The sequence below is a fragment of the Bacillus sp. EB106-08-02-XG196 genome, from assembly GCF_013396335.1.
GTDB lineage: Bacteria > Bacillota > Bacilli > Bacillales > Cytobacillaceae > Neobacillus.
This window is the reverse complement of record NZ_JABWSY010000001.1, coordinates 183,107-206,662: the sequence shown is the minus strand read 5'-3', so window position 1 is coordinate 206,662 and position 23,556 is coordinate 183,107. Positions and strand designations below refer to the sequence as shown.

General features: G+C 37.6%; 24 protein-coding genes. 18 read left to right on the top strand and 6 right to left on the bottom strand.

The window, feature by feature from the left end:
- Positions 1–12 precede the first annotated feature (12 nt).
- The 3 genes from MLOOGBEN_RS00920 to MLOOGBEN_RS00910 all read left to right on the top strand — a co-directional run bounded on the left by MLOOGBEN_RS00920 (position 13) and on the right by MLOOGBEN_RS00910 (position 2,165).
- On the top strand, positions 13–1,023 hold the full coding sequence (locus MLOOGBEN_RS00920) for a glycosyltransferase family 2 protein (protein WP_179156382.1): 1,011 nt from the start codon (positions 13–15) through the stop codon (positions 1,021–1,023).
- Positions 992–1,423 (top strand): GtrA family protein, encoded by a 432-nt coding sequence (locus tag MLOOGBEN_RS00915; protein ID WP_179156381.1) that lies wholly within the window; start codon positions 992–994, stop codon positions 1,421–1,423. Before MLOOGBEN_RS00920 ends, MLOOGBEN_RS00915 begins: the two co-directional genes overlap by 32 nt.
- Positions 1,424–1,538: 115 nt before the next feature.
- Entirely contained in the window at positions 1,539–2,165 is a 627-nt protein-coding gene (locus MLOOGBEN_RS00910) for a LysE family transporter (protein ID WP_179156380.1), read from the top strand.
- Between the two features lie 33 nt (positions 2,166–2,198).
- On the opposite strand, the gene MLOOGBEN_RS00905 is transcribed toward MLOOGBEN_RS00910, so the two are convergent.
- Together MLOOGBEN_RS00905 and MLOOGBEN_RS00900 are read right to left on the bottom strand one after the other, a co-directional pair.
- Complete coding sequence (locus MLOOGBEN_RS00905; protein ID WP_179156379.1) at positions 2,199–3,560, bottom strand: amino acid permease; 1,362 nt, start codon at positions 3,558–3,560, stop codon at positions 2,199–2,201.
- Positions 3,544–3,717: a hypothetical protein gene (locus MLOOGBEN_RS00900; RefSeq protein WP_179156378.1), complete on the bottom strand. Its 174-nt coding sequence runs from the start codon at positions 3,715–3,717 to the stop codon at positions 3,544–3,546. Before MLOOGBEN_RS00900 ends, MLOOGBEN_RS00905 begins: the two co-directional genes overlap by 17 nt.
- A 221-nt stretch (positions 3,718–3,938) precedes the next feature.
- On the opposite strand from MLOOGBEN_RS00900, the gene MLOOGBEN_RS00895 reads away from it, so the two are divergent.
- Positions 3,939–4,694 (top strand): TraR/DksA C4-type zinc finger protein, encoded by a 756-nt coding sequence (locus tag MLOOGBEN_RS00895; protein ID WP_179156377.1) that lies wholly within the window; start codon positions 3,939–3,941, stop codon positions 4,692–4,694.
- 43 nt (positions 4,695–4,737) lie between these two features.
- On the opposite strand, the gene MLOOGBEN_RS00890 is transcribed toward MLOOGBEN_RS00895, so the two are convergent.
- Entirely contained in the window at positions 4,738–4,956 is a 219-nt protein-coding gene (locus MLOOGBEN_RS00890) for a YozQ family protein (RefSeq protein ID WP_179156376.1), read from the bottom strand.
- A 90-nt stretch (positions 4,957–5,046) separates the two neighbouring features.
- Here MLOOGBEN_RS00890 and MLOOGBEN_RS00885 point away from each other — a divergent pair, with 90 nt between their 5' ends.
- The 7 genes from MLOOGBEN_RS00885 (at position 5,047) to MLOOGBEN_RS00855 (ending at position 10,751) form a co-directional block, all read left to right on the top strand.
- Complete coding sequence (locus MLOOGBEN_RS00885; RefSeq protein WP_179156375.1) at positions 5,047–5,190, top strand: hypothetical protein; 144 nt, start codon at positions 5,047–5,049, stop codon at positions 5,188–5,190.
- Between the two features lie 27 nt (positions 5,191–5,217).
- The gene (locus MLOOGBEN_RS00880) at positions 5,218–6,102 is read left to right on the top strand and encodes a cation diffusion facilitator family transporter (protein WP_179156374.1); all 885 of its coding nucleotides are present in this window, start codon (positions 5,218–5,220) and stop codon (positions 6,100–6,102) included.
- Between the two features lie 208 nt (positions 6,103–6,310).
- Complete coding sequence (locus MLOOGBEN_RS00875) at positions 6,311–7,249, top strand: magnesium transporter CorA family protein (RefSeq protein ID WP_179156373.1); 939 nt, start codon at positions 6,311–6,313, stop codon at positions 7,247–7,249.
- A 175-nt stretch (positions 7,250–7,424) separates the two neighbouring features.
- Positions 7,425–8,687 (top strand): S8 family peptidase, encoded by a 1,263-nt coding sequence (locus MLOOGBEN_RS00870; protein WP_179156372.1) that lies wholly within the window; start codon positions 7,425–7,427, stop codon positions 8,685–8,687.
- Between the two features lie 150 nt (positions 8,688–8,837).
- Positions 8,838–10,058 (top strand): helix-turn-helix domain-containing protein, encoded by a 1,221-nt coding sequence (locus MLOOGBEN_RS00865; protein ID WP_179156371.1) that lies wholly within the window; start codon positions 8,838–8,840, stop codon positions 10,056–10,058.
- A gap of 11 nt (positions 10,059–10,069) precedes the next feature.
- Positions 10,070–10,219: a hypothetical protein gene (locus MLOOGBEN_RS00860; protein WP_179156370.1), complete on the top strand. Its 150-nt coding sequence runs from the start codon at positions 10,070–10,072 to the stop codon at positions 10,217–10,219.
- Between the two features lie 121 nt (positions 10,220–10,340).
- Entirely contained in the window at positions 10,341–10,751 is a 411-nt protein-coding gene (locus tag MLOOGBEN_RS00855) for a cytosolic protein (protein ID WP_179156369.1), read from the top strand.
- 37 nt (positions 10,752–10,788) lie between these two features.
- Here the strand turns inward: MLOOGBEN_RS00855 and MLOOGBEN_RS00850 are convergent, their stop codons facing one another.
- The 3 genes from MLOOGBEN_RS00850 to MLOOGBEN_RS00840 all read right to left on the bottom strand — a co-directional run bounded on the left by MLOOGBEN_RS00850 (position 10,789) and on the right by MLOOGBEN_RS00840 (position 13,109).
- The gene (locus MLOOGBEN_RS00850; protein ID WP_179156368.1) at positions 10,789–11,352 is read right to left on the bottom strand and encodes an FAD-dependent oxidoreductase; all 564 of its coding nucleotides are present in this window, start codon (positions 11,350–11,352) and stop codon (positions 10,789–10,791) included.
- A gap of 122 nt (positions 11,353–11,474) precedes the next feature.
- Entirely contained in the window at positions 11,475–12,680 is a 1,206-nt protein-coding gene (locus MLOOGBEN_RS00845; RefSeq protein ID WP_179156367.1) for an MFS transporter, read from the bottom strand.
- A gap of 15 nt (positions 12,681–12,695) precedes the next feature.
- On the bottom strand, positions 12,696–13,109 hold the full coding sequence (locus tag MLOOGBEN_RS00840; protein ID WP_179156366.1) for a MarR family winged helix-turn-helix transcriptional regulator: 414 nt from the start codon (positions 13,107–13,109) through the stop codon (positions 12,696–12,698).
- Between the two features lie 392 nt (positions 13,110–13,501).
- Here MLOOGBEN_RS00840 and MLOOGBEN_RS00835 point away from each other — a divergent pair, with 392 nt between their 5' ends.
- The 7 genes from MLOOGBEN_RS00835 to MLOOGBEN_RS00805 all read left to right on the top strand — a co-directional run bounded on the left by MLOOGBEN_RS00835 (position 13,502) and on the right by MLOOGBEN_RS00805 (position 23,554).
- Entirely contained in the window at positions 13,502–15,952 is a 2,451-nt protein-coding gene (locus tag MLOOGBEN_RS00835; protein WP_179156365.1) for an alpha-mannosidase, read from the top strand.
- A gap of 81 nt (positions 15,953–16,033) precedes the next feature.
- Complete coding sequence (locus MLOOGBEN_RS00830; RefSeq protein ID WP_179156364.1) at positions 16,034–17,341, top strand: amylo-alpha-1,6-glucosidase; 1,308 nt, start codon at positions 16,034–16,036, stop codon at positions 17,339–17,341.
- Between the two features lie 431 nt (positions 17,342–17,772).
- A complete protein-coding gene (locus MLOOGBEN_RS00825) occupies positions 17,773–18,798 on the top strand; it encodes a LacI family DNA-binding transcriptional regulator (protein ID WP_179156363.1) in 1,026 nt (341 codons plus the stop codon).
- A gap of 99 nt (positions 18,799–18,897) precedes the next feature.
- Entirely contained in the window at positions 18,898–19,782 is an 885-nt protein-coding gene (locus tag MLOOGBEN_RS00820; protein ID WP_179156362.1) for a carbohydrate ABC transporter permease, read from the top strand.
- A 59-nt stretch (positions 19,783–19,841) separates the two neighbouring features.
- Positions 19,842–20,735 carry a carbohydrate ABC transporter permease gene (locus MLOOGBEN_RS00815; protein WP_179156361.1) on the top strand — a complete coding sequence of 298 codons (894 nt, stop codon included), beginning with the start codon at positions 19,842–19,844 and terminating at the stop codon, positions 20,733–20,735.
- A 201-nt stretch (positions 20,736–20,936) separates the two neighbouring features.
- Positions 20,937–22,220: an ABC transporter substrate-binding protein gene (locus tag MLOOGBEN_RS00810; RefSeq protein WP_179156360.1), complete on the top strand. Its 1,284-nt coding sequence runs from the start codon at positions 20,937–20,939 to the stop codon at positions 22,218–22,220.
- A 77-nt stretch (positions 22,221–22,297) separates the two neighbouring features.
- Complete coding sequence (locus MLOOGBEN_RS00805; protein WP_179156359.1) at positions 22,298–23,554, top strand: amidohydrolase family protein; 1,257 nt, start codon at positions 22,298–22,300, stop codon at positions 23,552–23,554.
- Positions 23,555–23,556 lie beyond the last annotated feature (2 nt).

The following is a 23,556-nucleotide window of genomic DNA, read 5'->3' as shown; positions in this document are numbered from 1 at the left end:
GTTATTACAGATATGGAGCCTGTCCTGACAATAGTCGTGCCTTGTTTTAATGAAGAAGATGTTTTACCTGAAACCATTCATCAACTTGACCTGTTCGTAAAAGAGTTGATCAGTGAACAGCTTGTTTCTAACAAAACCAAGATATTGTTCGTAGATGATGGAAGTAAGGATCGAACATGGGAAATCATTTATAAAGCAGGATTAAGAAATGAGCATGTCCGCGGAATAAAATTATCAAGAAATGTTGGTCATCAAAACGCCTTGTTAGCAGGATTGTTTGCAGCAAAAGTCTCTTCAGATTGTGTTGTCTCTATTGACGCAGACCTGCAGGATGATGTTCAGGTTATTCGTGAATTTATCCAAAAGTTTAATGAAGGAAATGAGATTGTGTATGGCGTTCGAAAGCGAAGGGATACTGACACCATCTTTAAAAGGAGTACGGCTCAAGGTTTTTATAAGGTAATGAAAAAATTGGGTGTTGATCTTGTTTATAACCATGCGGATTTTCGTTTAATGAGTAAACGAGCTTTAATGGAGTTAGAAGAATTTAAAGAGGTAAATCTTTTTTTACGCGGTATTGTTCCACTCCTCGGATTTCGTTCGGATATTGTCTACTATGACCGTAAAGAAAGACAAGCAGGTGAAACAAAGTATCCGTTAAAAAAAATGCTGGCTTTTGCCTTTGATGGAATTACCTCCTTTTCTGTTTCACCGATTCGCTTTGTGTTAATGATCGGCTTTGTTTCCTTTTTCCTAAGTCTGTTATTTGGCGTATACTTTTTAATGCTAAAAACATTAGGGGAAACACAAACAGGCTGGACGTCACTTATAACATCTATCTGGTTAATTGGCGGCCTGCAGTTAATTGCTATCGGGCTAATTGGGGAGTATGTAGGAAAAATCTATAAGGAATCAAAGCAGCGTCCCAAGTTTATTGTTGATATTGATACCTTTTCTATGCCAATCCCACGGCGGCACTTAATTAGAAAAAATGAGGAGGAGGAATTTTATAAAACGAACTAATTCTTTCATTCGTTTTCTTCTGGTTGGGGTTATCAATACATGTGTAGGTTTATTTATCATATTCGTTTTACTAAATGCCCTGCATCTTTCGTATTGGGTTTCGACCTTAGTGGGAAATTCAGCGGGGGCTTGTATTAGTTATTTATTAAACCGATCTTTTACCTTCAATAGTACGGTTTCCGTTCAAAGAGGGCTGCCAAGATTTGTAACCATCATACTCATATGCTATTTTGGAGCTTATTTCTTTAGTGAAAGGCTAATGATTTGGTTCAACTCCTTTCATTATGTAAGTACATTTGTTGAACAAAATGGAGCTGTTCTTATTGGATGTGTGTTATATACAATAGGTAATTACCTAGGGCAAAAATACTTTGTATTCAACACTGTAAAGACGGCATAAGGAGTTTTCTTACCAAAAGAAAACTCCTTTTCTTTGAAAATAAAGTGGTACAACCCCTTTTTCCTGAATAGAAATTGATAGACAGGCTTCTATTTCAATTCAGGGAGAGATTAGGATGAATGTATTTTTGAGTTATATTTTGCTGGGATTGTCGCTGGCGGCTCCTATTGGTCCCATTAATGCCGCCCAAATTGATAAAGGGATAAAACATGGTTTTATGCATTCATGGCTTATTGGGGTAGGGGCGGTCGTAGCTGATGGGGTTTACATGTTGATTGTGTATTTTGGAGTTGTTCACTTCCTTGAAACGCCTTTTATGAAAACATTTTTATGGTTATTTGGCTGTTTTGTCCTAATTTACACCGGAATTGAAACCATGCTATCCGCTAATAAGCTGAACATAGGGGAGAAAAGGAAGGATGAACACTTAGTAAAATCCTTTTTATCTGGTTTCTTTATGTCGATATCTAACCCGTTAACAATATTATTTTGGCTGGGGATTTACGGCTCTGTGCTGGCCAAGACTGCTGCAACCTATGAAACAAGTCAATTAATCATTTACAGCAGTGCCATTTTTATTGGATTACTTATTTGGGATATTACGATGGCTGGGATTGCAAGTAATTTTCGGAAGTATTTAACATCAAAGCTGCTCGTCGGGATTTCGCTGTTGTCTGGAGTCTCTCTGATTGGTTTCGGGATTTACTTTGGCTTCCAAGCCTTTAATGTTTTATTTGGATAACTCAAAAAAGCCAGCGAATATAAGCGCTGGCAATTAAGCAGTTGGCCAAGGACTAAGTACTTTGCCCTTCTTCTTTTTCTTTTTCCACTTGAAATTCATAATTAAAGTTATGCAGCCAATAATACCAACGAAAGCCAGGCTAATGAAGAAACCAGGCCGGCTTGTGCTATGAAATAACGTTCCACTAACTGCGATAAGAATGAACAGGATCCCAATGGAGTATTTAATTTTATCCTTTGCTGTTACCTCTAATAATTTCCATGATGATGCTAAAATAAAAATCCAATTGTAAAGGAGCATGAGTCCTGCTGCGGTGGTAATGTATTCATAAACATGGCCTGGCATTAAAAGGGCGCAGACAATTGAAGCAGATATTCCCAAAACGGTAATGAGTAAAGTGGGAATAGGTACTTTTAGTTTCCCCTGCCTGCAAAATAATCCTGGTGCATCTCCTTCTTCAGAGAGTGTAACAAGAATGCTGGTAACAGCAAATAGGGAGGCAACCATCGTTGAAAATCCTGCAATGATTAATGCTCCGTTAAAAAGATGTGGAATAAACGTTAAATTGTAGTTGTCTAATGCATTAACGAATGGACTTTTCTCACCATTAAACTGATTCCATGGAACCATTAAGACAGCAAGACCAATGGAGAGTATGTAGATAACCATAAGAGTTATCAGCATTACCTTGCCAGCCTTAGGAGCTTCCTTTGGATCCTTTAATTGGGTAGCCATTAAGCCTAGAATTTCAATTCCCCCAAATGCATAGAAGGCAAAAATCACCCCGGACCATAACCCTAATAACCCATGGGGAATTAAATCCTTCCTGCTGTCAGGATATTGAATAGGCCGGTCTCCATCAATCACTCCGAATATCGCCAATAAAGCAATGACAACGAACATTAATATCGCCGCTATTTTTATGACGGCAAGAATATTCTCTAATTTGTTTAGTATACTTACGCCGATTAAGACGACAACTAGTCCAAGGAGAGCATAAACACCAGCAAATGCCCATAGTGGAATTTTTGGGAACCAAAATCGCGAAAAAATGGAAAGAGCGGTCATTTGACTGCCCATAATTAAAACCTCTGACATCCAGTAGACCCAGCCGCTGCTAAATCCAGCCCATCTGCCGAAGGCTTTTTTCGCATAGGACCTAAACCCGCCCTTTAGAGGTTCCTGTACAGTCATCTTTGCCAGTGCATCAAAGACCAAATAGGTTCCAGCCGCTGCTAGTATGAAGGCGATTAGAATAGCAGGTCCTGTCATTTTGATGGCGATACTGGACCCTAGGAAGAATCCTGTACCGATTGTACACCCCACCCCAAATAACGAAAGCTGCCACCACTTCATATTTTTTTGTTCATTTTCCCCGCTACTCGATTTGCCCATTCACACTTCTCCCAGTTGCTCCTGCTGATTTATCTGTATTGTCCTGGTTATTATATTCTGGGTCATTCTTGCCGCGTTGTTGGTTAGCGCCGCCCAAATATACGCTTTGGTGGTTCTGCTGTTCTTTTTTGAATTTATTAAAATTTTCGTTTACCATTGAAGTCCCCTCTTTTCTTTTTCTAATATCGTTCTATATGTTAAGATACACGCTCGCCAAAAACTTATTCAGTTTGTTCATAAGAGCAATTAGGTTTTTGTTGGAATCACTAAATTAATTACATAATCATCGGCCAAATCAATGAAAATAAAAAGGTACTAGATAAAGGTGAAATTAAATGGGCGATATAGATAAGCAATAAGCCTTGAAAGGGGTTTACTATGTTAACGACAGAGCAGCTTGCTGGTTTTCGTTTGCAATTACTAAAGGAAAAAGAGGAAATAGAAGAGCGTCTCGAGCAAAATGACCATTATGGTTTAGAACGAGGTCATTTTCATGAATCGATGGGGGAGTTATCAAGTTATGATAATCATCCTGCAGATGAAGGTTCAGAGTTGTATGAACGAGAAAAGGATATTGCGTTAAATGAGCATACTGATTTACAGCTAAGAAATATTAATAAAGCACTTGAAGCAATGGAAAATGGTTCGTATGGAAAATGTGAAGTATGTGGGAATGAGATTTCTTATGAGCGATTGGAGGCATTGCCTAATACGACCTATTGTAAGGAACATAGTCCAGATCAGGTTGTTTCACATGATCGACCTATTGAAGAGGGAGTATTAATGCCGCCGTTTGGAAAATTTGATATGGATTCAAAGGATGAAAATGTAGCCTTTGACGCTGAGGATTCTTGGCAGATTGTAGAACAATGGGGAACATCCGATACACCATCGGATCTAGCTTTTCCACAAGAGCACTACAATGATGTTGGGAGTGAACCAGATGAAAATGAAGGTTATGTGGAGGATTATGAAAACTTTGTAGGGAATGATATGTATGGAAACAATATTACCGTGTACCCAAACCCGCAGCATGAACGATATGAACAGTCACTTGATGAAGAAGGAATTATGACAAGCTTTGGAGACCTGCCGGCCTATGAACATGATCCTTATGTAGACGACGAAAAGTAAAAAAAGAAAACAGCTTTCACTTGGAAAGCTGTTTTCCTAATTTTTATCTATTTCTGAATGGCTTTTGGGCAATTGGAAGATCCTTTGCGTTTAAATCGTCATCAGTGGATGTGTCGATTTCGCCTTCCATATAGCTGTCACTTGCCTGTTCATGGGTGGTCGAAAGGCCAGTAGCAATAACATCATTCTTTTGATAATCGCTTGTTTCGTAAATACGACCAGCGAGATCAGTGCTGTTGTTCGCAGAATTCTTTTTATCCATGCTGCACACTCCTTTAATAAATTTGGTACAACCGTATTTTCTACGTTTTATTCAAGGATTACTCATACAAAAATCAAGGAGCTGATAATTATGAACAAAGATAAGTATCCATCAAGGGAAGAATTGGATGAGGCTTTTCATTTTCTTCATGACGCGATTAACAGAATCACCGTCGAAGAAGAAGAGGAAGAAATGAAGATGGAGATTAATGGGAATACTCAGGTGGAGAAGTAGAAATTTTTTTTGAGGTGGACTAGATAGATGAGGGAATCCTTAGCTAAGAAAATTGCCTGGATTAGTGTGATTAGTAATATCATCTTAACATTAGGGAAAATTTTCATAGGCTGGTATGGAAATAGTGACGCTGTTTTTGCGGATGGTATTCATTCTGCTGCTGATGTTTTTGCTTCTGTAATCGTTTTATTGGTCATTAAACTTGCCAATAAACCTGCTGATAATGAACATCCATATGGTCATGGAAAAGCAGAGGTGATTGTTTCCGGGATCGTAGGAATTTTACTTTTCCTCGTTTCCATTTATGTGGTCTATGAAGGAATCGCTGGGTTCTTCCATGAGGTAGAAACACCGAGCTACTTAGCGATGTGGGTAGCAATCATTTCCTATATTACTAAGATTATTCTGTACCGTTCTTCATTAAAGGTGGCAAAAGAGCATAATAGTAAGGCAATTGAAGCCATCGCCTTTGACCACAAAGCAGATATTGCGGCTTCGATCGCTGCAGCTATTGGGGTTCTCCTCTCTATAATGGGCGAACATTTTAATATTTTTATCTTACACTATGGAGATAAAGCAGCAAGTATATTTGTAGCTTACTTAATTTTTAAAATCTCCAAGGAAATGTTAATGGAGGCATTTGATATCTTAATTGAACGTAATATTGATGCCGCCACATTACAAGAATATATGAATGTAGTGAATGAATTTCCAGAGGTAAAGAGAATAGATCGGATGAGAGCGAGGGAACATGGTCATTATGTTTTAGTTGATCTAAGAATATCCATTGACCACTTTAAAACCATTAAGGAAGGCCATGACCTAGCTAAGTTAATTAAAGGGAGAATGATGGAAAGATACGACAATATTGAAGAAGTATTAATTCACTTAAACCCCTATTTTCCTGAATAATTTCTTGTTTGTGCTTTTTTGATTTTGGGTTTATGATAATGAAGTAATTTATGCTTTGAGGAGTTGATATTTTTGAGTTATGCAATAGACCCGGACCCTAGTAGCAGCGGGGAAGTCAGCGTTATCTTTGAATTGGATTCTTCAGGAATATCAGCTCTTAAGAAGGTAGTTTGGCTTCCTCGTACCAAGTAAGTGAGGAGGTTTTATCATGTTGGAGATTTATAAAAGCAGTGAAACAAAAGTACTTGAACAGGTAGAAAATATCTCAAAGGGCTGCTGGATAAATATGTACGCCCCAAGCGAAGAAGAAATTAACAGGGTTGCAGATGAAGCTAACATCTATGTTGACTTTATCAGAGACGCCCTTGATGACGAAGAACGTCCAAGAATTGAGCGTGAGGATGGCCAGGTTTATATCATCGTAGATTATCCCTATATAACTCATGATGATGCTGGCTTTCCCATCTATGAGACCATACCGATTGGAATTGTTATAACCGACGAGTGTATTATCACTGTATCATTAAAGGATACACCAATCTTAGAAGTTTTTAAGAATAATAAAATAAAAGAGTTTTATACCTTTAAAAAGAACCGATTTGCTCTGCAAATTCTGGCCATTATTACATCCTATTATTTACGGTACTTGAAACAAATTAATAAAAGAACAAATGAGATTGAACGGGAACTTCACCAATCGATGAAAAATAAAGAATTGTATGCGTTTCTTGCTTTAGAAAAGAGCCTTGTTTATTTTACAACTTCCCTAAAATCCAATAAGGTCGTTTTAGATAAAATTCTTCGTTTTAGTTATATAAAAATGTATGAGGAAGATAAGGATTTATTAGAAGATGTAATGATTGAAAAAATCCAGGCGATTGAGATGGCTGAGACATACAGCTCCATTCTAAGTGGGATGATGGACGCATTTGCTTCGATTATTTCCAACAATGTGAATATTGTCATGAAGTTCTTAACATCATTTACCATCATTCTTTCATTTCCAACGATCGTTTTCAGTTTTTATGGGATGAATGTGGATTTACCGCTGCAAAACAGCCCGCACGCCTTTTGGATTTCAATCACAGTAGCATGTGTTTTATCTACCTTAACGGCGTTAATTTTTTGGAAAAAGAAATACTTTTAACGTAATACATGTAAAATGTAGGAGGCTCTGGAGTAAATCTTCAGGGTCTTTTTTAATGGAATCGAAAAATTTCCCAACTTTTCTAGGTATTTTCTCATTTACATATTCTGAATATTCTAAATAGAATAGAGAAACAGGTCCAAGCCTGGAGTTGATAAAGTAGGGGAGAATGTGGATGAAAAAGAGAAAAGTGGCAGGAGTGTCAGTACTTAGCTTTGTAATGGGGGTATCCATGTTTGCAACAGGTGCCTTCGGTCAGCAGCCAAAGAGCCAGGAGGAGCCTATTCGGGTTATCATTCAAGGCCCATCCGCTGATAAGGCACAGGCAAAGAAAAATGTTGGAGTTCGTTGGGATTTTGGGGCAGAGGGTTTTACAACCACGGTTAACAGCAAGCAATACCAAGCACTATTGAAAAATAAAAACTTAACGATTGAAAAGGTTGAAGAAGTCCAGTTGGCACCGAACAAAGAGGCTGCCGCTAAACCAGGCAGTTCTGCCAATTCTGGTCCAAGTGATCGAACACCGTGGGGAATTCAAGCCATATATAACGATTCTACTATTCAGTCAACCTCTGGAGGCGCTGGAATTAAGGTGGCTGTCCTAGATACGGGTGCTAATACAAGTCACGCAGATCTAACAAATAGAGTCGAACAATGTAAGGATTTTACACAGAACAAATCACCGCTTATTGAGGGCAGCTGTTCAGATGGAAATGGTCACGGTACGCATGTAGCAGGTACAGTACTTGCAGACGGCGGAACAGGCCAGGGGATATATGGAGTGGCACCAGAGGCTGATCTATGGGCATATAAAGTATTAAATAATCGGGGGTCTGGATATTCAGATGATATTGCTTCTGCCATTCGTAAAGCTGCAGATGAGGCAGCTAGGACCAGTTCAAAAGTAATTATCTCCATGTCATTAGGTTCTAGTGTAAAGGACACCCTGATTTCAAATGCGGTTGATTATGCTTATGGTAAAGGGGTATTAGTCATTGCAGCCGCTGGAAATGATGGCCCTTCAAGCAATACCATTGGGTATCCAGGTGCACTAGTCAATGCTGTAGCGGTAGCAGCATTAGAAGATGTTCAGCAAAACGGTACATATCGTGTAGCTGATTTCTCTTCTCGAGGCAATCCTGCAACGGATGGTGATTATGTCATTCAAGAACGCGATGTAGAAGTTTCTGCTCCTGGTAGAGCAATCGAGTCTACATGGCATGATGGTTCTTACAATACCATCAGCGGAACTTCAATGGCTACACCTCATGTATCAGGATTAGCAGCCAAGCTTTGGGCCGAAAATCCTTCGATGTCACACACACAGCTTCGTAAAGAGCTTCAGGACAGAGCAAAACTTTATGATATTAATGGCGGAACAGGTGCAGCCATTGGCGACGATTATGCATCTGGTTATGGTTTCCCAAGGGTACGATAATAGGAAAAAAGCCATCTGTTTATCGCAAACAGATGGCTTTTTCTATGCAATTAACAATTTTTTAAATAGTCTGAACAAATAGGTGGAAGAGGTGGCTTAGTTGGTATAAAATGATAGGAAAAAGGAAGAGCTTCTAAAGGTGGTTATGTTATGGAATTTGGTCCATTAGTTAAATACTACAGAACCCAAAAAGGGATCACGCAAAAAGAACTTGCTGCTGGAATTTGCTCTATTCCCCATTTAAGTAAAATAGAAAATAACTCAAAAGACGCAAATGAAGAGACGATCTCCTTATTGCTTGGGAGGCTGGAAGTAAGCTTTGAAGAAATGGAGGAAAAAGAGGAGTTAATTAAAACCTTATTAAGAGATTTTGGTGATAAAATTAACTTTTATTTACGAGAAGAAATAGAAGATATCTATCAAAAACTTAAGAAGATTGAACATGTTGTCCCTTTTTCTGCACATATGTATTTATATGAATTATATAAATATCGCTATCTATTATTCAAGGGATTACTTTCAGAGGCTGAGGCACAAAGAGATTTATTACATAAGCAAAAGAAAAATTTTTCCCAACATGAAAGGTATTTATTCCATTATTATAATGCAGTATTCTTATTATATAAGGGTCACTATAAAAAAGCAGATAAAATTTTCGATGAATTATTTATAGAAAACAACAATGAACCAACGAATGGAGAATTCTTATATCACTGGACTTTTGTAAAGAGTTCACTCGATCAACCTGGACATGCCATACACTTTGGAAGGTTAGCACTGCAAATCTTTATGAATCAGCATAATTTTTATCGAATTCTTCATACGCTAATGCTGCTGGGGATTAACTATACTAATTCAAAAATATATGAGGAAGCACAGGTTTGTTTTAACCACTTAATCCGAAATGCTGAATTGTTAAAGGAAGAAAGAATGCTTCCGCAAATCTATCATAATATGGGTTATTTGCAGGACAAAATGAACAACGTGAAAGAAGCATTAACCTATTATGAAAAAAGTTTATCTTTACAGCCACTAAAAAATCAAAACTATCTTGTAACTTTATATGGAATTGGTGAAATCAATTACAAATTATCAGACATGGAGAAAGCTAAGGAATATTTTCTTCAGGTAAAAGATCTTTCAAAAGAAACTGGCATAAAAAAGCAGGGTCTTTTAGCTGATTTTTACTTAATTCATATGGATTCCCCTGAAAAGGCAATGAAATATTTAGAGGTCAAGGTAATCCCCTATTTAGAGGGATCGAAAGAACATAAAGAGGAATTAATCCGTTATTACAAGCTCCTTTCTGAGCACTATAATCAACAGGGGAAATATATGCAGGCTGTAAATTATCTATCCAAAATTACTTGAGGAGGAAGAAAATGAAAAAGGCTATAATAATATTATTTTCACTCTCATTACTAGTTCTTGCAACACCTGTAAATGATGCTAACAGTCAAAATACATCATATGATGTTGCAAAGGCTTATTCAGAAGCACAAGCAGATCCCATTTATCCGCCAATAGGGTAATCATAAAAGCCATCTCGACAGTTGTCTGCTGTCGAGATTTTTTTATTTTCTTCATAACGTAATTAAAACTATAAATAAAGGGAAAAGTAGTTTATATGTGTTTAACAAGGAGGAAAAGAATATGAAATCATTTATTGTTGGTTTTCATCAAGAAGATAATGTAGATTCTATGCAGATTCAAAAGCTAAGCCAGGAAGACTTTGAAAAAGCAACAGAAGGAGGTACAAGACATCTTTTTGAATTAGATACGAACATTGGCTTTTTTGTCTTTTTCGACGCAGAAGACGCCGATGGTGATGTGTCATACATGGTGCTTCAATATGAAGATCCAACTGGAGAGGATGGCAGTGAAGACCCGGTGGGCTGCTATTCCTTCGAATTGAAGGATTTTTATGAATTTACAGCTCTTTATCTAAATGATCTTGAATTTAATGAAGAAGTCAGTGAAGAGGAAGAAGAATATGGTCCGATTCACCATCTTGCTCATCTTCTATTTCATATTGTTGAAGAAGGAAAAGATTTAGAGGTATAAACAAAACCCCCTCACGAAGGGGGTCTTATTATGATAATTAGGCTTTTAATACATCATGGTCAACATAACGCTCGCCGTTCAATTCGCTGATCACATTGATCGCCACTTTCGCTCCGTCACCAGCAGTAATAATGGTATGTACACTGACACCAGCCGCCGTTCCTGCTGCCCAAATACCCTCTACACTCGTTTTTCCTTCTGGAGTTACATCAAAAATCGCTTTGACTCTTGGCTCCGTGCCAGGCTTAGTTGTGATACCTGCTTTTTCAGCAACATCAACAAGGAATCCAGTGGCAACAATAACATGCTTAGTTTCGTGCTCTCCGTTGTCTGTTTCGACCTTAAAACCACCGTCAACTTTAGTAATATTGGAAACAGTAGCTTGGACAATTTCGCCGCCAAATTTAGTTACCTGCTGCTTACCAATTTCAATGAGGTCCGGTCCGGAGATTTCTGCTATACCATAATGATTTTCCATCCATGCTCGCTTTGTAGCACTTTTATCATTATCGATCACCAATGTTTTCTTTCCTGCTTTCGCTGTAAATAAAGCAGCACTCGCACCTGCAGGTCCAGCACCAATCACAACAACATCTAACATGTAAAAACCTCCATTCGAATAATTAACATACAAAAAAAGTGTAACCTAATGAATGGGAAAAGTAAAAATCACTGCTCAGTACGTAAAAAAGAACCATCAAAACTAACGATGGTTCTAGTCCATTACTGCTCTTTTCCTTTTAAGTACTGCTGGCTGCGTTTCATTTCTGGTTTTCGAACTTGCATGAAGTAGTAAAGAAGTGCTCCGATAAGAATGTAGAAAGAACATAAGAAGTACAAAGAGCTAAAATCCATTTTTGCTGCAATTAACCCCACCAAGAATGAGCCGAGTGCAATACCAATATCATAGATTGATAGGAAGGTAGCGGTAGCTAAACCGCGTTTTCTAGGTGCAGCGTTTTGAATGGCAATTGTTTGGAAGGTTGGAAAAAGAGTACCCCATCCTAAACCAATCATTCCGGCAGAAACGAGAAACATAATCGCTCCGCTGCTTTGACTTAAGACAAACATACCAAAGGCAAACAAGACGATGGATGGGAAAACAATCACATTAGGACCATATTGATCCAGCCATCTTCCTGTAAAAGGTCTAGACATTAATAAAATAATCGCATAGACCACAAAGAATAGGCTTGAAACTTCGGGAACATGAATTTCATTTGCATAAACAGATACGAAGGAAAGCAGGGCAGCATATACAATGGCTAGAAAACCGCCGACAATGGCAATCGATACTGCTGAAGGTTCAATAAAGCTTTTCAATGAGAAAGCCGGAGCAATAACCTTTCGATTAGATTCCTCGTTTTTTGATAATTTGACGGTAAGACCAGTAATTAGCGCTCCAATGGCGACAATGACAGTCAGGATAAACATTGTTTTAGCTCCCCACTGTTGGATAGCTGTTAAACCTACAAACGGTCCTAAGACCATCGCCATGTTTGTCGACATTACAAAGTATCCCATTCCTTCCCCTCTGCGTGAGCTGGGGATAAGGTCTGCAACAATCGCACCTACTGCGGTCGTGGCCATTCCAAAGCCTACTCCGTGTAATAAACGAATGATCAGAAAGCCTGTTACCGTTTTTGGGAAGAAATATAAAAGCGAAGCGGCTGCGAAAATGATTAGAGCCGTTAATAACACTTTCTTATTGCTGCCACGTTCAAGCCATTGACCGGCTAGAGGTCTGGATATGATGGCCGAAAGCAAGAAAACGGTTGTCATTAATCCCGCCTGTGATGCGTTGCTGTCAAATTCCTGTAATGCAAAAATAGGCAGAGTTACGAGCAAGATATAAAAAGTTAGAAATAGAAAAAAGTTACTCAAGGAAATATTAATGAAATCCTTCGTCCATAATTTAGGTTTGTTCATTTTTTTGCACTCCTTTTACAAAAGCTGTTTTAACCAAATGCTTTGCAATGTTAATAATTCTTGTTGTGAGGTTTCCGGAAGATTCTTTAATAATGCCTGATTGCATTCCATAACAGCCTGTTCCCAGATGGGAAATTCCTTTACTGCTTCCTCGGTCAATTGGATAAACTTTTCACGTTTGTCCTTGCCGGGTATTTGTCTTACATATCCTTGTTTAACAAGACGTTGAATCGTCCGGGTCATGGGAGGAGCTTCAACAAATAAATACTCAGAGAGTTCTTTTTGGGTTAGTGAGCCTTTTGTATGTAAAACAAAAAGGACAGACCACTGAGCACTATATAATCCAAAAGGTTTTAGAGCTTCATTTAGTTTATTGGTTAGTTGTCGGGAAAGTTGATGTAGAGTATGAAATAATGCGTGGTTGGTCAAATAAATTCACTCCAAAGTTAATAAATTCACATTAGTTACCTAGGTAAATATATCGTTTTAGGAGGGAAATGTCAAGGAATGCTCCATATACTGGCAGTTGGTGAGTAAATCAGAAAATCCATTTTTGGACCTCTTAATCCATTGGACACGAAAATGCTTACCAATTAAACGAAGTGTAATTAGTATTTTATTTTTCTTAATAGGGGGATATACTCTATATCGTAAACTTAGTTTATTGGATATACAAAGTTAAAGTAGGATGTTATAATGAATCCAAAAAATAAGGTAAGTCTTTTTTATTTTTTTTGTGAAGGCGGTTTCAAATTAAAGATGAGACATTATTTGTTTTTAACCATTGAGAAGATGGAAATTGGAATTGGAGGCATTCAACTATGAAAAGAATGTTTATGATTGGAAATGCACATCTCGATCCCGTATGGCTTTGGCGCTGGCAGGAAGGTTTTCAAGAAGTGAAGGCGACATTTCGTTCAGCACTCGACCGTCTAACTGAATATGAGAATTTTATTTTTACATCAAGTTCTGCTGCATATTATGAATGGATTGAAAAAAACGATTCAAAAATGTTTCAAGAAATCAAGCAAAGAATTCAAGAGGGCAGATGGATTATTTGTGGCGGCTGGTGGATTCAGCCGGATTGCAATATTCCAAGTGGTGAATCATTTGTCCGTCAAGGGCTGATCGGCCAGAACTATTTTAAAGAAAAGTTTGGGGTTACTGCGACTGTTGGCTACAATGTTGACAGCTTTGGTCATAATGGAATGCTACCGCAAATATTAAAGAAATCCGGAATGGATTCTTATGTATTTATGAGACCGGGGCCAGAGGAAAAAGGGCTGCCGGGCCGGTTGTTTTTATGGGAATCAAAAGATGGTTCACGTGTAAAAGCGTTCCGTATTCCCTTTGAATATTGCACCTTTGACCATCTAGAAAATCACATCAAGCATTGTAAAAATGAACTTAAGCATTCTTTCAACCATCTTATGTGCTTTTATGGTGTTGGTAATCATGGAGGCGGGCCGACAAAGGAAAATATCGAGATTATTGAAAAACTAAACCAAACGATGGAAGATACTAATCTTATTCTTAGTTCACCAAATGAATTTTTTGACCATGTAGAGGGTTTTAAGGAAACTCTCCCGGTTGTCCATGATGATCTGCTCCATCATGCGATTGGTTGTTATTCTGTTCATTCCGAAGTAAAAAAGCTAAATCGCTATTCTGAAAATCTTACCTTAATGGCTGAGAAGTTTTCCTCGGTTGCCAACTGGACGACAGGTCAACCGTATCCAGAAGACATGAATCAGGCTTGGAAGGGAATCTTATTTAACCAATTCCACGATATTTTAGCGGGGACAAGCATTTCAGAAGCATATGATGATGCTAGAGATTTATTTGGCGAGTCGATCAGTATTGCATCAAGAAATATGAATTACGCCCTCCAATCGTTAAGTTGGAATATAGATATCGAAGAAGAAAAAGACATGAAACCAATGGTCATCTTTAATCCTCATTCATGGCCGGTAAAGGTAAATGTTGAAATTGAGTATGGGCTGTTTGTGAATTATTTATTGCCTGAAGAATTCATTATTGAAGATGTTCGTGGAAATGAAATGCCGTACCAAATCATTGATTCTGTTGCGAAAATACCGAATCGAAAAAGAGCTGCCTTTTTGGCTGAGCTTCCGCCATTAGGATATAGCACGTATAAACTTCGTGCGGTTAAGCCGACAAAAGAGTTTGAATCTGTAAAAGTAACCGATCACGAAATGGAAAACGACCGCTTCAAGCTTGTGATTGATAAAGAATCTGGTGGAATCAGCAGTTTATTTGATAAAGAGATGGAAATCGAAGTGTTCAAAAGTGATGCTGCTATCCCTTATGTCATGAATGATTCTTCCGATTCATGGGGACATGGGAAACTTCGCTTTGATGAAATCGCCGGTGTCTTCAAGCCAATCCGGATTAAAAAGCTGGAAGAAGGTCCGGTAAAAGGAGTTATCCGGGTAACGTCTAAGTTTCAATCATCCACTATTGTCCAGGACTTTATCATGTACAAAGAGTTGAATAAGATTGAAGTGAAAGTGAAAGTAAATTGGCAAGAAAGTTACCAAACGTTAAAACTCAAGTTTCCAGTAAGTTTTAATCAACGGCATGCAACTTCTGAGATTCCTTTTGGGCATGCATCAAGGGAGGCAAACGGAGATGAAAAGCCAATGCAAAATTGGATTGATGTAACAGGCACGATTAGCAAACAAAGGAAAGATATATATGGTTTAAGTCTTCTTAATGACGGCAAATATGGTGTCGATGTAAGTGGAAATAGTATCAATTTAACGGTTCTAAGAAGCCCAATTTATGCCCATCATGCTCCATTCGTACCAGATCCGGACGAGGATTATCCGATTATTGATCAAGGGATTCAAACCTTTACCTACCAATTGCTGCCACATGAAAATAGCTGGCAAGAAGCCGGAAGTGTTAAGCATGCATTAGAACTGAATCAAAAGCCGCAGCTCATTGTGGAAACCTATCATAAAGGTTCTTTAGCACAAGAAGATTCATTTATTGAGATTGACAAGCACAATATTATTCTTTCTGCTTTAAAAAAGGCTGAAAATCATGATGATTTAATTATTCGTCTTTATGAAGCCCATAACCAAGAAACTGTAGTCAACGTGGATTTGAAGAATTGGGGCAGGAAGATTGAGCTCAAATTTGGACCATCTGAAATTAAAACGTTATCTATCCCGAAAAAACCCGAGGAGCCAATCAAGGAAACGAACTTAATCGAAGATCTTGAGAAATCTTTGGTGACTGTGTGAAGAACTACTCTCTGTTAGATTAATAGGTTTAAAAGCAAGGAAATGAAATATGTAACTAAAGTCCAGTGGGGAGAGACTGATATGGTAGAAAATATAGTAGAATTAGGCAGAGAAAAAGCTGAAAAAATATTACTGAAAAATGGTGGAGAGCTTGGACTGCTTGGCTCAAGTACCGCCTATCAACAGGTTTGGGCAAGGGATAGTATGATTTGTGGACTGGGCCTTCTTGTCTGTCAGGATGATATCGGCCCGAGCATTCATCGCCGTTCATTGGAAACCTTGGGACGATTTCAAAGTGAACTAGGAAAGATCCCCCATAATGTTGGTTTTCCGAATGTAGCTGATCCTGCGTTAATCGCCCATGGCGGGAAGCTCGATGATGAGAGTGTAAAAGGACAAGCTGTTGAGGATTCGATTCATGCAGGCTGTGTGGATGGAAACCTTTGGTATATCATAGGCCATTACTCATATTTTATGGAAACGAGGGACAAGGAATTTTTAGAAAAATGGTGGGGCAATTTAGAAAAAGCATTGCTTTGGTTACGCTACCAAGATTCAAATGAGTGCGGCTTATTAGAGGTCCATGAAGCGATGGACTGGGCGGATTTATTTGCAAACCGATACAATGTCCTTTTCGATAATGTATTATATGCTGCAGCCTGGAAGTGTATGGGCCATATGGCAGAAGCATTAAGCCTTCCTTCCAGTTATTATTATGAAAATGCAAGAGATGTTAAAGAGAAGATTAATATTCTATTGTGGATTACGCCAGAAAATCAGGAAAAAATGGACTGGGTTAAAAAGGAGCGTAAAGAATGGCTTTATCCCATTAAGCGGGTGGAAACAGAACTTGTGGAAAGACCATTTTATCTTCCATATATGGGATTTCGTGATTATGCAGACCGGTTTGATACGCTAGGTAATTTGTTAGCAATCGTTTTTGGGATTGCGGATGAAGAAAAGGCTAATAAAATCCTCGATTATATCCAGGGGTGTGGAATCAATGAACCTTTTCCGGTACAAGCCTTATATCCTGCTATTCACGAGGGTGAAAAGGATTGGCGCGACTATTATCGGGTTCGCAATCTTAATTTGCCACACCATTATCATAATGGTGGCTCATGGCCTTTCATTGGCGGTATCTATGTCGCTGCACTTATTCAAGCGAAAAGATTTGAAGAAGCTGAGTTTCAACTAGGAAAACTGGCAAGCATGAATAAAGCAGGTAAGAAAGCTAAGTGGGAATTTAATGAATGGTTCCATGGTCAATCAGGGCGTCCGATGGGATTTGCAGGACAATCGTGGTCAGCCGCGATGTATTTGTTTGCGGAGAATGCGGTAAAAAATCAAAAGGTAAACATTTTTAATCATGAGGATGAATGGAAGTAATTTCGGCAATAATCGAACCTTATCGCATATATTTTAATAGAAAGTCGAATAATTGTTTGACAGAAGTATAAAGATACCATAAAATTTAAATATACAAATAATTCTTACACCAAACTGGGAACGTTCCTAGTTTTCCTGGCTTTCCCAGTAGGATGCGTACAATATCCTGCTGGGTTACCAAATTAACGATAGCATTAAGGGTTGTAAAAAAAATTTTTTGTTAATTGAAAACGGTTTCTATTCTTTTGGTAGTAGGAACTCTATTCTTTCGTAAAGTGAATTTTCCTAAAAAGTGAGCATTATTCTACTAGGATTGAGGAACGTAGTTGAGCAACAGCGTTTAATTAAAGGAATGATTTGGTTTTATCTATTTTGGGAACGTTCCTATTTATGAAAAGAAAAATATTAAACTAAAGGAGAGGAGGGCAATAATGAATCCTACAATCAAAGATGTGGCTAAACTTGCCAATACATCAAAAAGCACTGTCTCTCGTTATTTGAATGGTTTACCAGTAAAAAAGGAAACAGAAGAAGCATTAAAAAAGGCGATAAAGGAATTGAACTATCACCGTAATGAAAATGCGAGAAGATTAGTTAGAAGTAAAACACAAACCATTGGTATTGTGGTTGACAGTATTACGAACATTTTTTATCCATCCATTTTCAGAGGAATTGAAGAGGTAGCTAAGGAAAAAGGTTTTAATTGTGTGTTCTACAGTATGACCTCAAATAAATATAAGGAGTCTTATTTTCAAAATTTATTTTTTGAAGGACATGTTGATGGAATCATTATGATTAGCTTCAGAAAAAGAGACAAACAAGAATTAGTTGAAATAGCAGAAGCTGGTTTCCCAGTTGTCGTTTTTGGAGATTCTGCTGGTGTTCCGAATGTCATTTCGGTAGATGTAGATAATTATTACGGTATTGCTGAACTTGTTCGCTACCTTCATCGTATTGGACACCAAAAAATCGCCTATATTTCAGGGCCAGAGGATGCTGCGGCCACAAATTGCCGCTTAGCAGGTTATCTTGAAACAATCGGACAACTAGGATTAGAAGTCAATCCAAGCTGGATTGTTACTACTGACTGGTCGAATGAGGGTGGTTATCATGCGATGAATCAGTTACTAGCTGACGGAGATTTCACTGCGGTTGTTGCTTCCAATGATGAAACAGCAATTGGGGCATTAAGAGCGTTTCAAGAGCGAGGATATCATGTTCCCACTAATTTTTCGATAACGGGTTTTGACGACATCACTTTGGCGAGCTGGGTATATCCATCATTAACGACAGTAAAACAGCCATTTATGCAAATGGGCATGAAAGCAGCAACGGAATTATTTAGCAGGATGGAAACTGGAGAAGAGTACCCAGCAAAACGCCATCTTTTAAAACCTGAATTAATTATCCGTGATTCATGCAGGAAAATATCTGAGCCGATTTCTAACTTAAAATAAGTCGAGTTCCTAGATTAATAGACTTTACTCAAATGACATTGAAAAATCCAAAGAAAAATAGGAAAAGGTGGACAAAAAAGTTTAAAAGGCTGTGAAAACATGAGAAGTTCTTCTATTAATAAATCAAAATATGGATTCTATTTTGTGCTTCCATACTTCATTACATTTCTTATTTTTGGTTTAGTGCCTATTATCTTCTCGCTTTATTTAAGCTTTACGAAGTGGGATGGGTTTTCAGACCCCGTGTTTGTAGGATTAGATAATTATTCACGATTACTCCAAGATACATTCTTTTTTAAAGCGATAGGAAACACATTAATCATCTGGATTTTATCAATCGTTCCGCAATTGATACTTGCATTAGCGTTAGCCATGATCCTGAACGAAAAGTTTATTAAAGGGAAGCATTTCTTTCGCGCTGTGTTCTATTTCCCTAATATCGTTACACCTGTCACACTAGGGGTTTTGTTCAGCTTAATGTTTGATTGGCAAACAGGGAGTGTTAATAAATTTTTGATGGGAATTGGGCTTATTGATGATCCAGTAAACTGGTTTAACAGCCCTTGGCTTTCAAGGTTTATTGTTGCAGGAGTGATTATGTGGCAATACTTTGGATTCAATATGCTCGTCTTTATCGCTGGTCTTCAATCGATTTCTGAAGAGTTGTATGAGGCAGCTAGAGTTGATGGAGCTTCAAAATGGGATATTGCGACAAAAATAACCCTGCCTTTATTAAGACCAGTATTATTATTTACCTTTATTACATCAGTTATCGGAGGTCTGCAATTATTTGATGCACCGTTAATGCTCGGTAATGGGCCGGATAACTCAACCCTGACAATGGTAATGTACCTATTCCAAACCGCATTCCAACGTTTTGATTATAGTTATGGTGCTGCGATTGCTTATGCAATCTTTGTGATAATCTTGTTCTTCTCATTAATCTCAATGAAATTTACAAAAATGAACAAAGTTGAACAGTAAAATATCTTTTTACTTTAGAAAAGTAGGAGACTTTCAGCTTGGAATGAAAGGGGATCCTTATGAAAGCTAATGATAGTTTTGTAGAAAAAAGTATTTCATTAAGTAAAAGCAAAACAAAAAAAGAGTTTAATGCAAAAGTATTTTTAGGTAAATTTGCTGTATATTTCTTACTGATTGCTGTGGCATTTACTTGTTTGCTGCCATTTTACAGTATGATGGTCACTTCATCCCATACGAATTCAGATATTGCGAGGAAGCTGTTGCTTATCCCTGGTGGGGAGTTTGTTGAAAACTATAAAAGATTAGTAGATACTGTGCCAATTTGGCGAGGTTTTGCAAATACAGTCTTTATTACGGTAGCTTCAACTGTATTGAATCTATACTTCTCGGCACTAGCAGGTTATGGTTTTTCAAAATATAACTTCAAATATAAGAATATTCTTTTCCTTGCTGTGTTAGGGACGATGATGATTCCGGGGCAGTTAGGTATTATTGGTTTTTTCAAGTTGATGGATAGCTTCCAAATGTTAAACACCTATTGGCCTCTCATTCTTCCATCGATTTCAAATGCATTTGGTATCTTCTTTATGAAGCAAATGTGTGATTCTAGTATCCCAACAGAAATTCTAGAATCAGGTAGAATCGATGGCTGCGGGGAGTTGAAAATTTTCCACCGTTTAGTATTGCCATTGCTAATGCCATCGCTCGCAACATTGGGAATCTTTTCATTTATTGGAAAGTGGAACGATTTCTTAACACCAATGATTGTTCTGTTCGATAATGAACTGCAGCCGCTGCCTGTCATGATTGCAATGGTAAAATCACAATTCTCAACAGACTTTGGAGCCATGTATGTAGGAATTGTTATATCAGTTATTCCAATCTTAATCTTCTTCTCGATTGTTTCTAAGAAAATTATCAGCGGAGTTACAGCAGGAGCATTAAAAGGGTAATCCTTCTTAAACTAATGGGGGTGATGTGAAAAATACATAAATTAAAAACTTCAGTGAAAGGATGAACCATCCATCACTGAAGAATATAGAACTTATCAAACTCGATTAAGTGTGAAAGAATTGACGGTCTTAGGCACTAAAAGAGAACGATAAGAAAAACAATAGACGTTAATTATACCAAAAAAGGGGCTGTACATCTATATGAAAAAGTGGCTTTCAATCCTATTAGCTTCTGTTCTTGTTCTAGCATTATTTGCAGGATGTTCTAACAATGAAAATACAAATGCATCTGATGATAAAAAAGGTGATAGCAATAAAGTAGAAGGTAAATTAACAATCTGGACATTCTTTGGACAAGTTGAAGATATGGCCAAAGAATTTGAGAAAAAGTATCCAGATGCAGAGGTTGAAGTGAAAATCTTCCCTGGCGATCAATATCAAACAAAGCTTCTAAATGTGCTTCAGTCAGGTAAAGGTGTACCCGATATTTTTGACTTAGAAAGAGCCTATATTGACAAGTTTATTAATTCTAAGTATGCAGCGAACCTATCTGATATGGGTGCTGAAGATCTTGTTAAAGATTACGTTCCGTATGTAGAAGCATTAGGCAGAGATAGTAAGGGTGATGTACGAGCGATTTCTGACCACTCTTCACCAGGTGGATTCTGGTATATCAAAGAAAATGCTAAAAAATATTTAGGAACTGACAACCCAGATGAAATCAGTGCCATGGTAGATTCATGGGATAAAGTTATTGAATTAGGTAAGAAAGTGAATAAAGAAAGTAATGGACAGGTTCATTTAATTTCTCATTTTGGTGATGTATACAATGTTGAAGCCTATCACGCCAAGCCTTGGGTGAAGGATGGAAAATTAACGATCGCTGATAGCTGGAAAGAGAATTATGAAATTCAAAAAGAAATCTTTAATAATGACGTTGATGCAAAGCTTGAATTTTTCTCAGCAGGCTGGGGAAATGCCATCAATGATGGAAGTGTTGTATTAAATGCAATGCCAGCTTGGGCAGGCTTCATGGTTGATAACAAAGATGATAGCGCAAATGATAAATACGGCGTGGCGAAAACTCCAAAAGGATTCTACATGGGTGGGACATACCGTTCAATCTATGAAAAGTCAGAAAATAAAGAGTTAGCATATAAGTTTATTGAATTCATTGCAGGTGAAGAATGGCAGCAGCACAACCTAGAAGCAACAGGAAATATGCCAGGATTATTAACTGTTTATGAAAAGAACTTAGAAACATTCAAAACTCCAATGTTTGGTGAGCAAAATATTTTAAAGCCATATTACGAAATGGTGAAGGAAATTCCTGGAACTAAATCAGACAAGTATGGTGAAGAAGTGTTAAGTAAGTGGAGAAAAGTAGCAGGACAGGGAATCAAAGATAATGCTGATATTAATGAAGTGATTAAAAACTTCAAAAAAGAAGTACAGAACTCATTCCCTGAACTTAAGGTTGATTAATTAGCAAGTTGTAAGAGTTAAGGATGGCTTAATGTATTCTTTTAAGTCATCCTTTCATCTTTGAGAGGAGCAGTATAATGAGTAGTATCCATGAAGAAATTAACAAAATTCGCATTATCGATGGCCATGAACACATTGATCCGGTGGAAATTCGAAGAAAAAATAAAGTGGATTTTTTTGGTCTTCTTCATTATTTAGAGTCAGACTTAATAACGGCTGGAATGAAACGCGGTATCTTAAGCAATAATTCACCATTAAGTGTTGAAGAGAAAGCTGAACAATTTTTAACCTACTATCAAAAAACAAAAAATACAACTTATGCACGTACTTTAAATACAGCTGTACAGGACTTATATGGAATGGAAGAATGGTCTGTTAATAGCATATTATCCTTAAATGAAAAGGTAAGAGGTGCTACAAATGATGATCATTGGTATCCGAAAGTGTTAAAGGAAAAGTCGGGTATTGATTTGGCTATTACACTAGCTTATACGACGAATGTTGATTTTTCTCTTTTTCGTCCAGTCATGTTCTTGGACTACGCATATAAATTGAGAACAATTAAGGATATACAGGTAATTGAAAGGCATTCAGGAGTGAATGTTCATACATTCCAGGATTATCTTCATGCTGTTGATGCCTTATTAAATAAATTTGTCTCTGAAGGGATGGTTGCGACAAAGCTCGGACATGCCTACTGGAGAACGCTTAAATCGTCGAAACCAACATTATATGAAGCGGAAAAATGTTTTAATCGCTTGCTTTCTTCGTTTTTAGACGAGCCAATGTCGCAGCAGGAAGCGATTGTTTTACAAGATTACTTGATTCATCATATTATCCAAGGATCAATAAAACATGATTTACCGATTCAGATTCATACAGGACATCATGAAACCAGTGTTTCGGGGAACGGCAATATTATTACAAACTCAAATGTTACTGATTTAATTCCACTATTACTTGCTTATCCTGATGCAAAATTTGTTTTGTTACATTGCGGTATTCCATACCACCAAGAATATTTGAACATTGTGAAAAACTATCCGAATGTATATGCAGACTTTACATGGGTTTATATCCTTTCTCCTACAATTGCGAAACAAATATTGCATCAAATGATTGAAATGGTTCCGCAAACAAAGATCTTTGGTTTTGGAGGAGATTACAATTTTATTGAAGGAACCTATGCTCATCAGAAGCTCGCCCGTAAGATTGTAGGAGACGTTTTAGTCGAAAAAGTACAAGACCAAATGTTAACAGAAAGTGAAGCGGTTGAATTTGCACAGCGAATTTTTAGAGATAACCTGCTAGAATTTTACAAACTAAAGGTGTGATT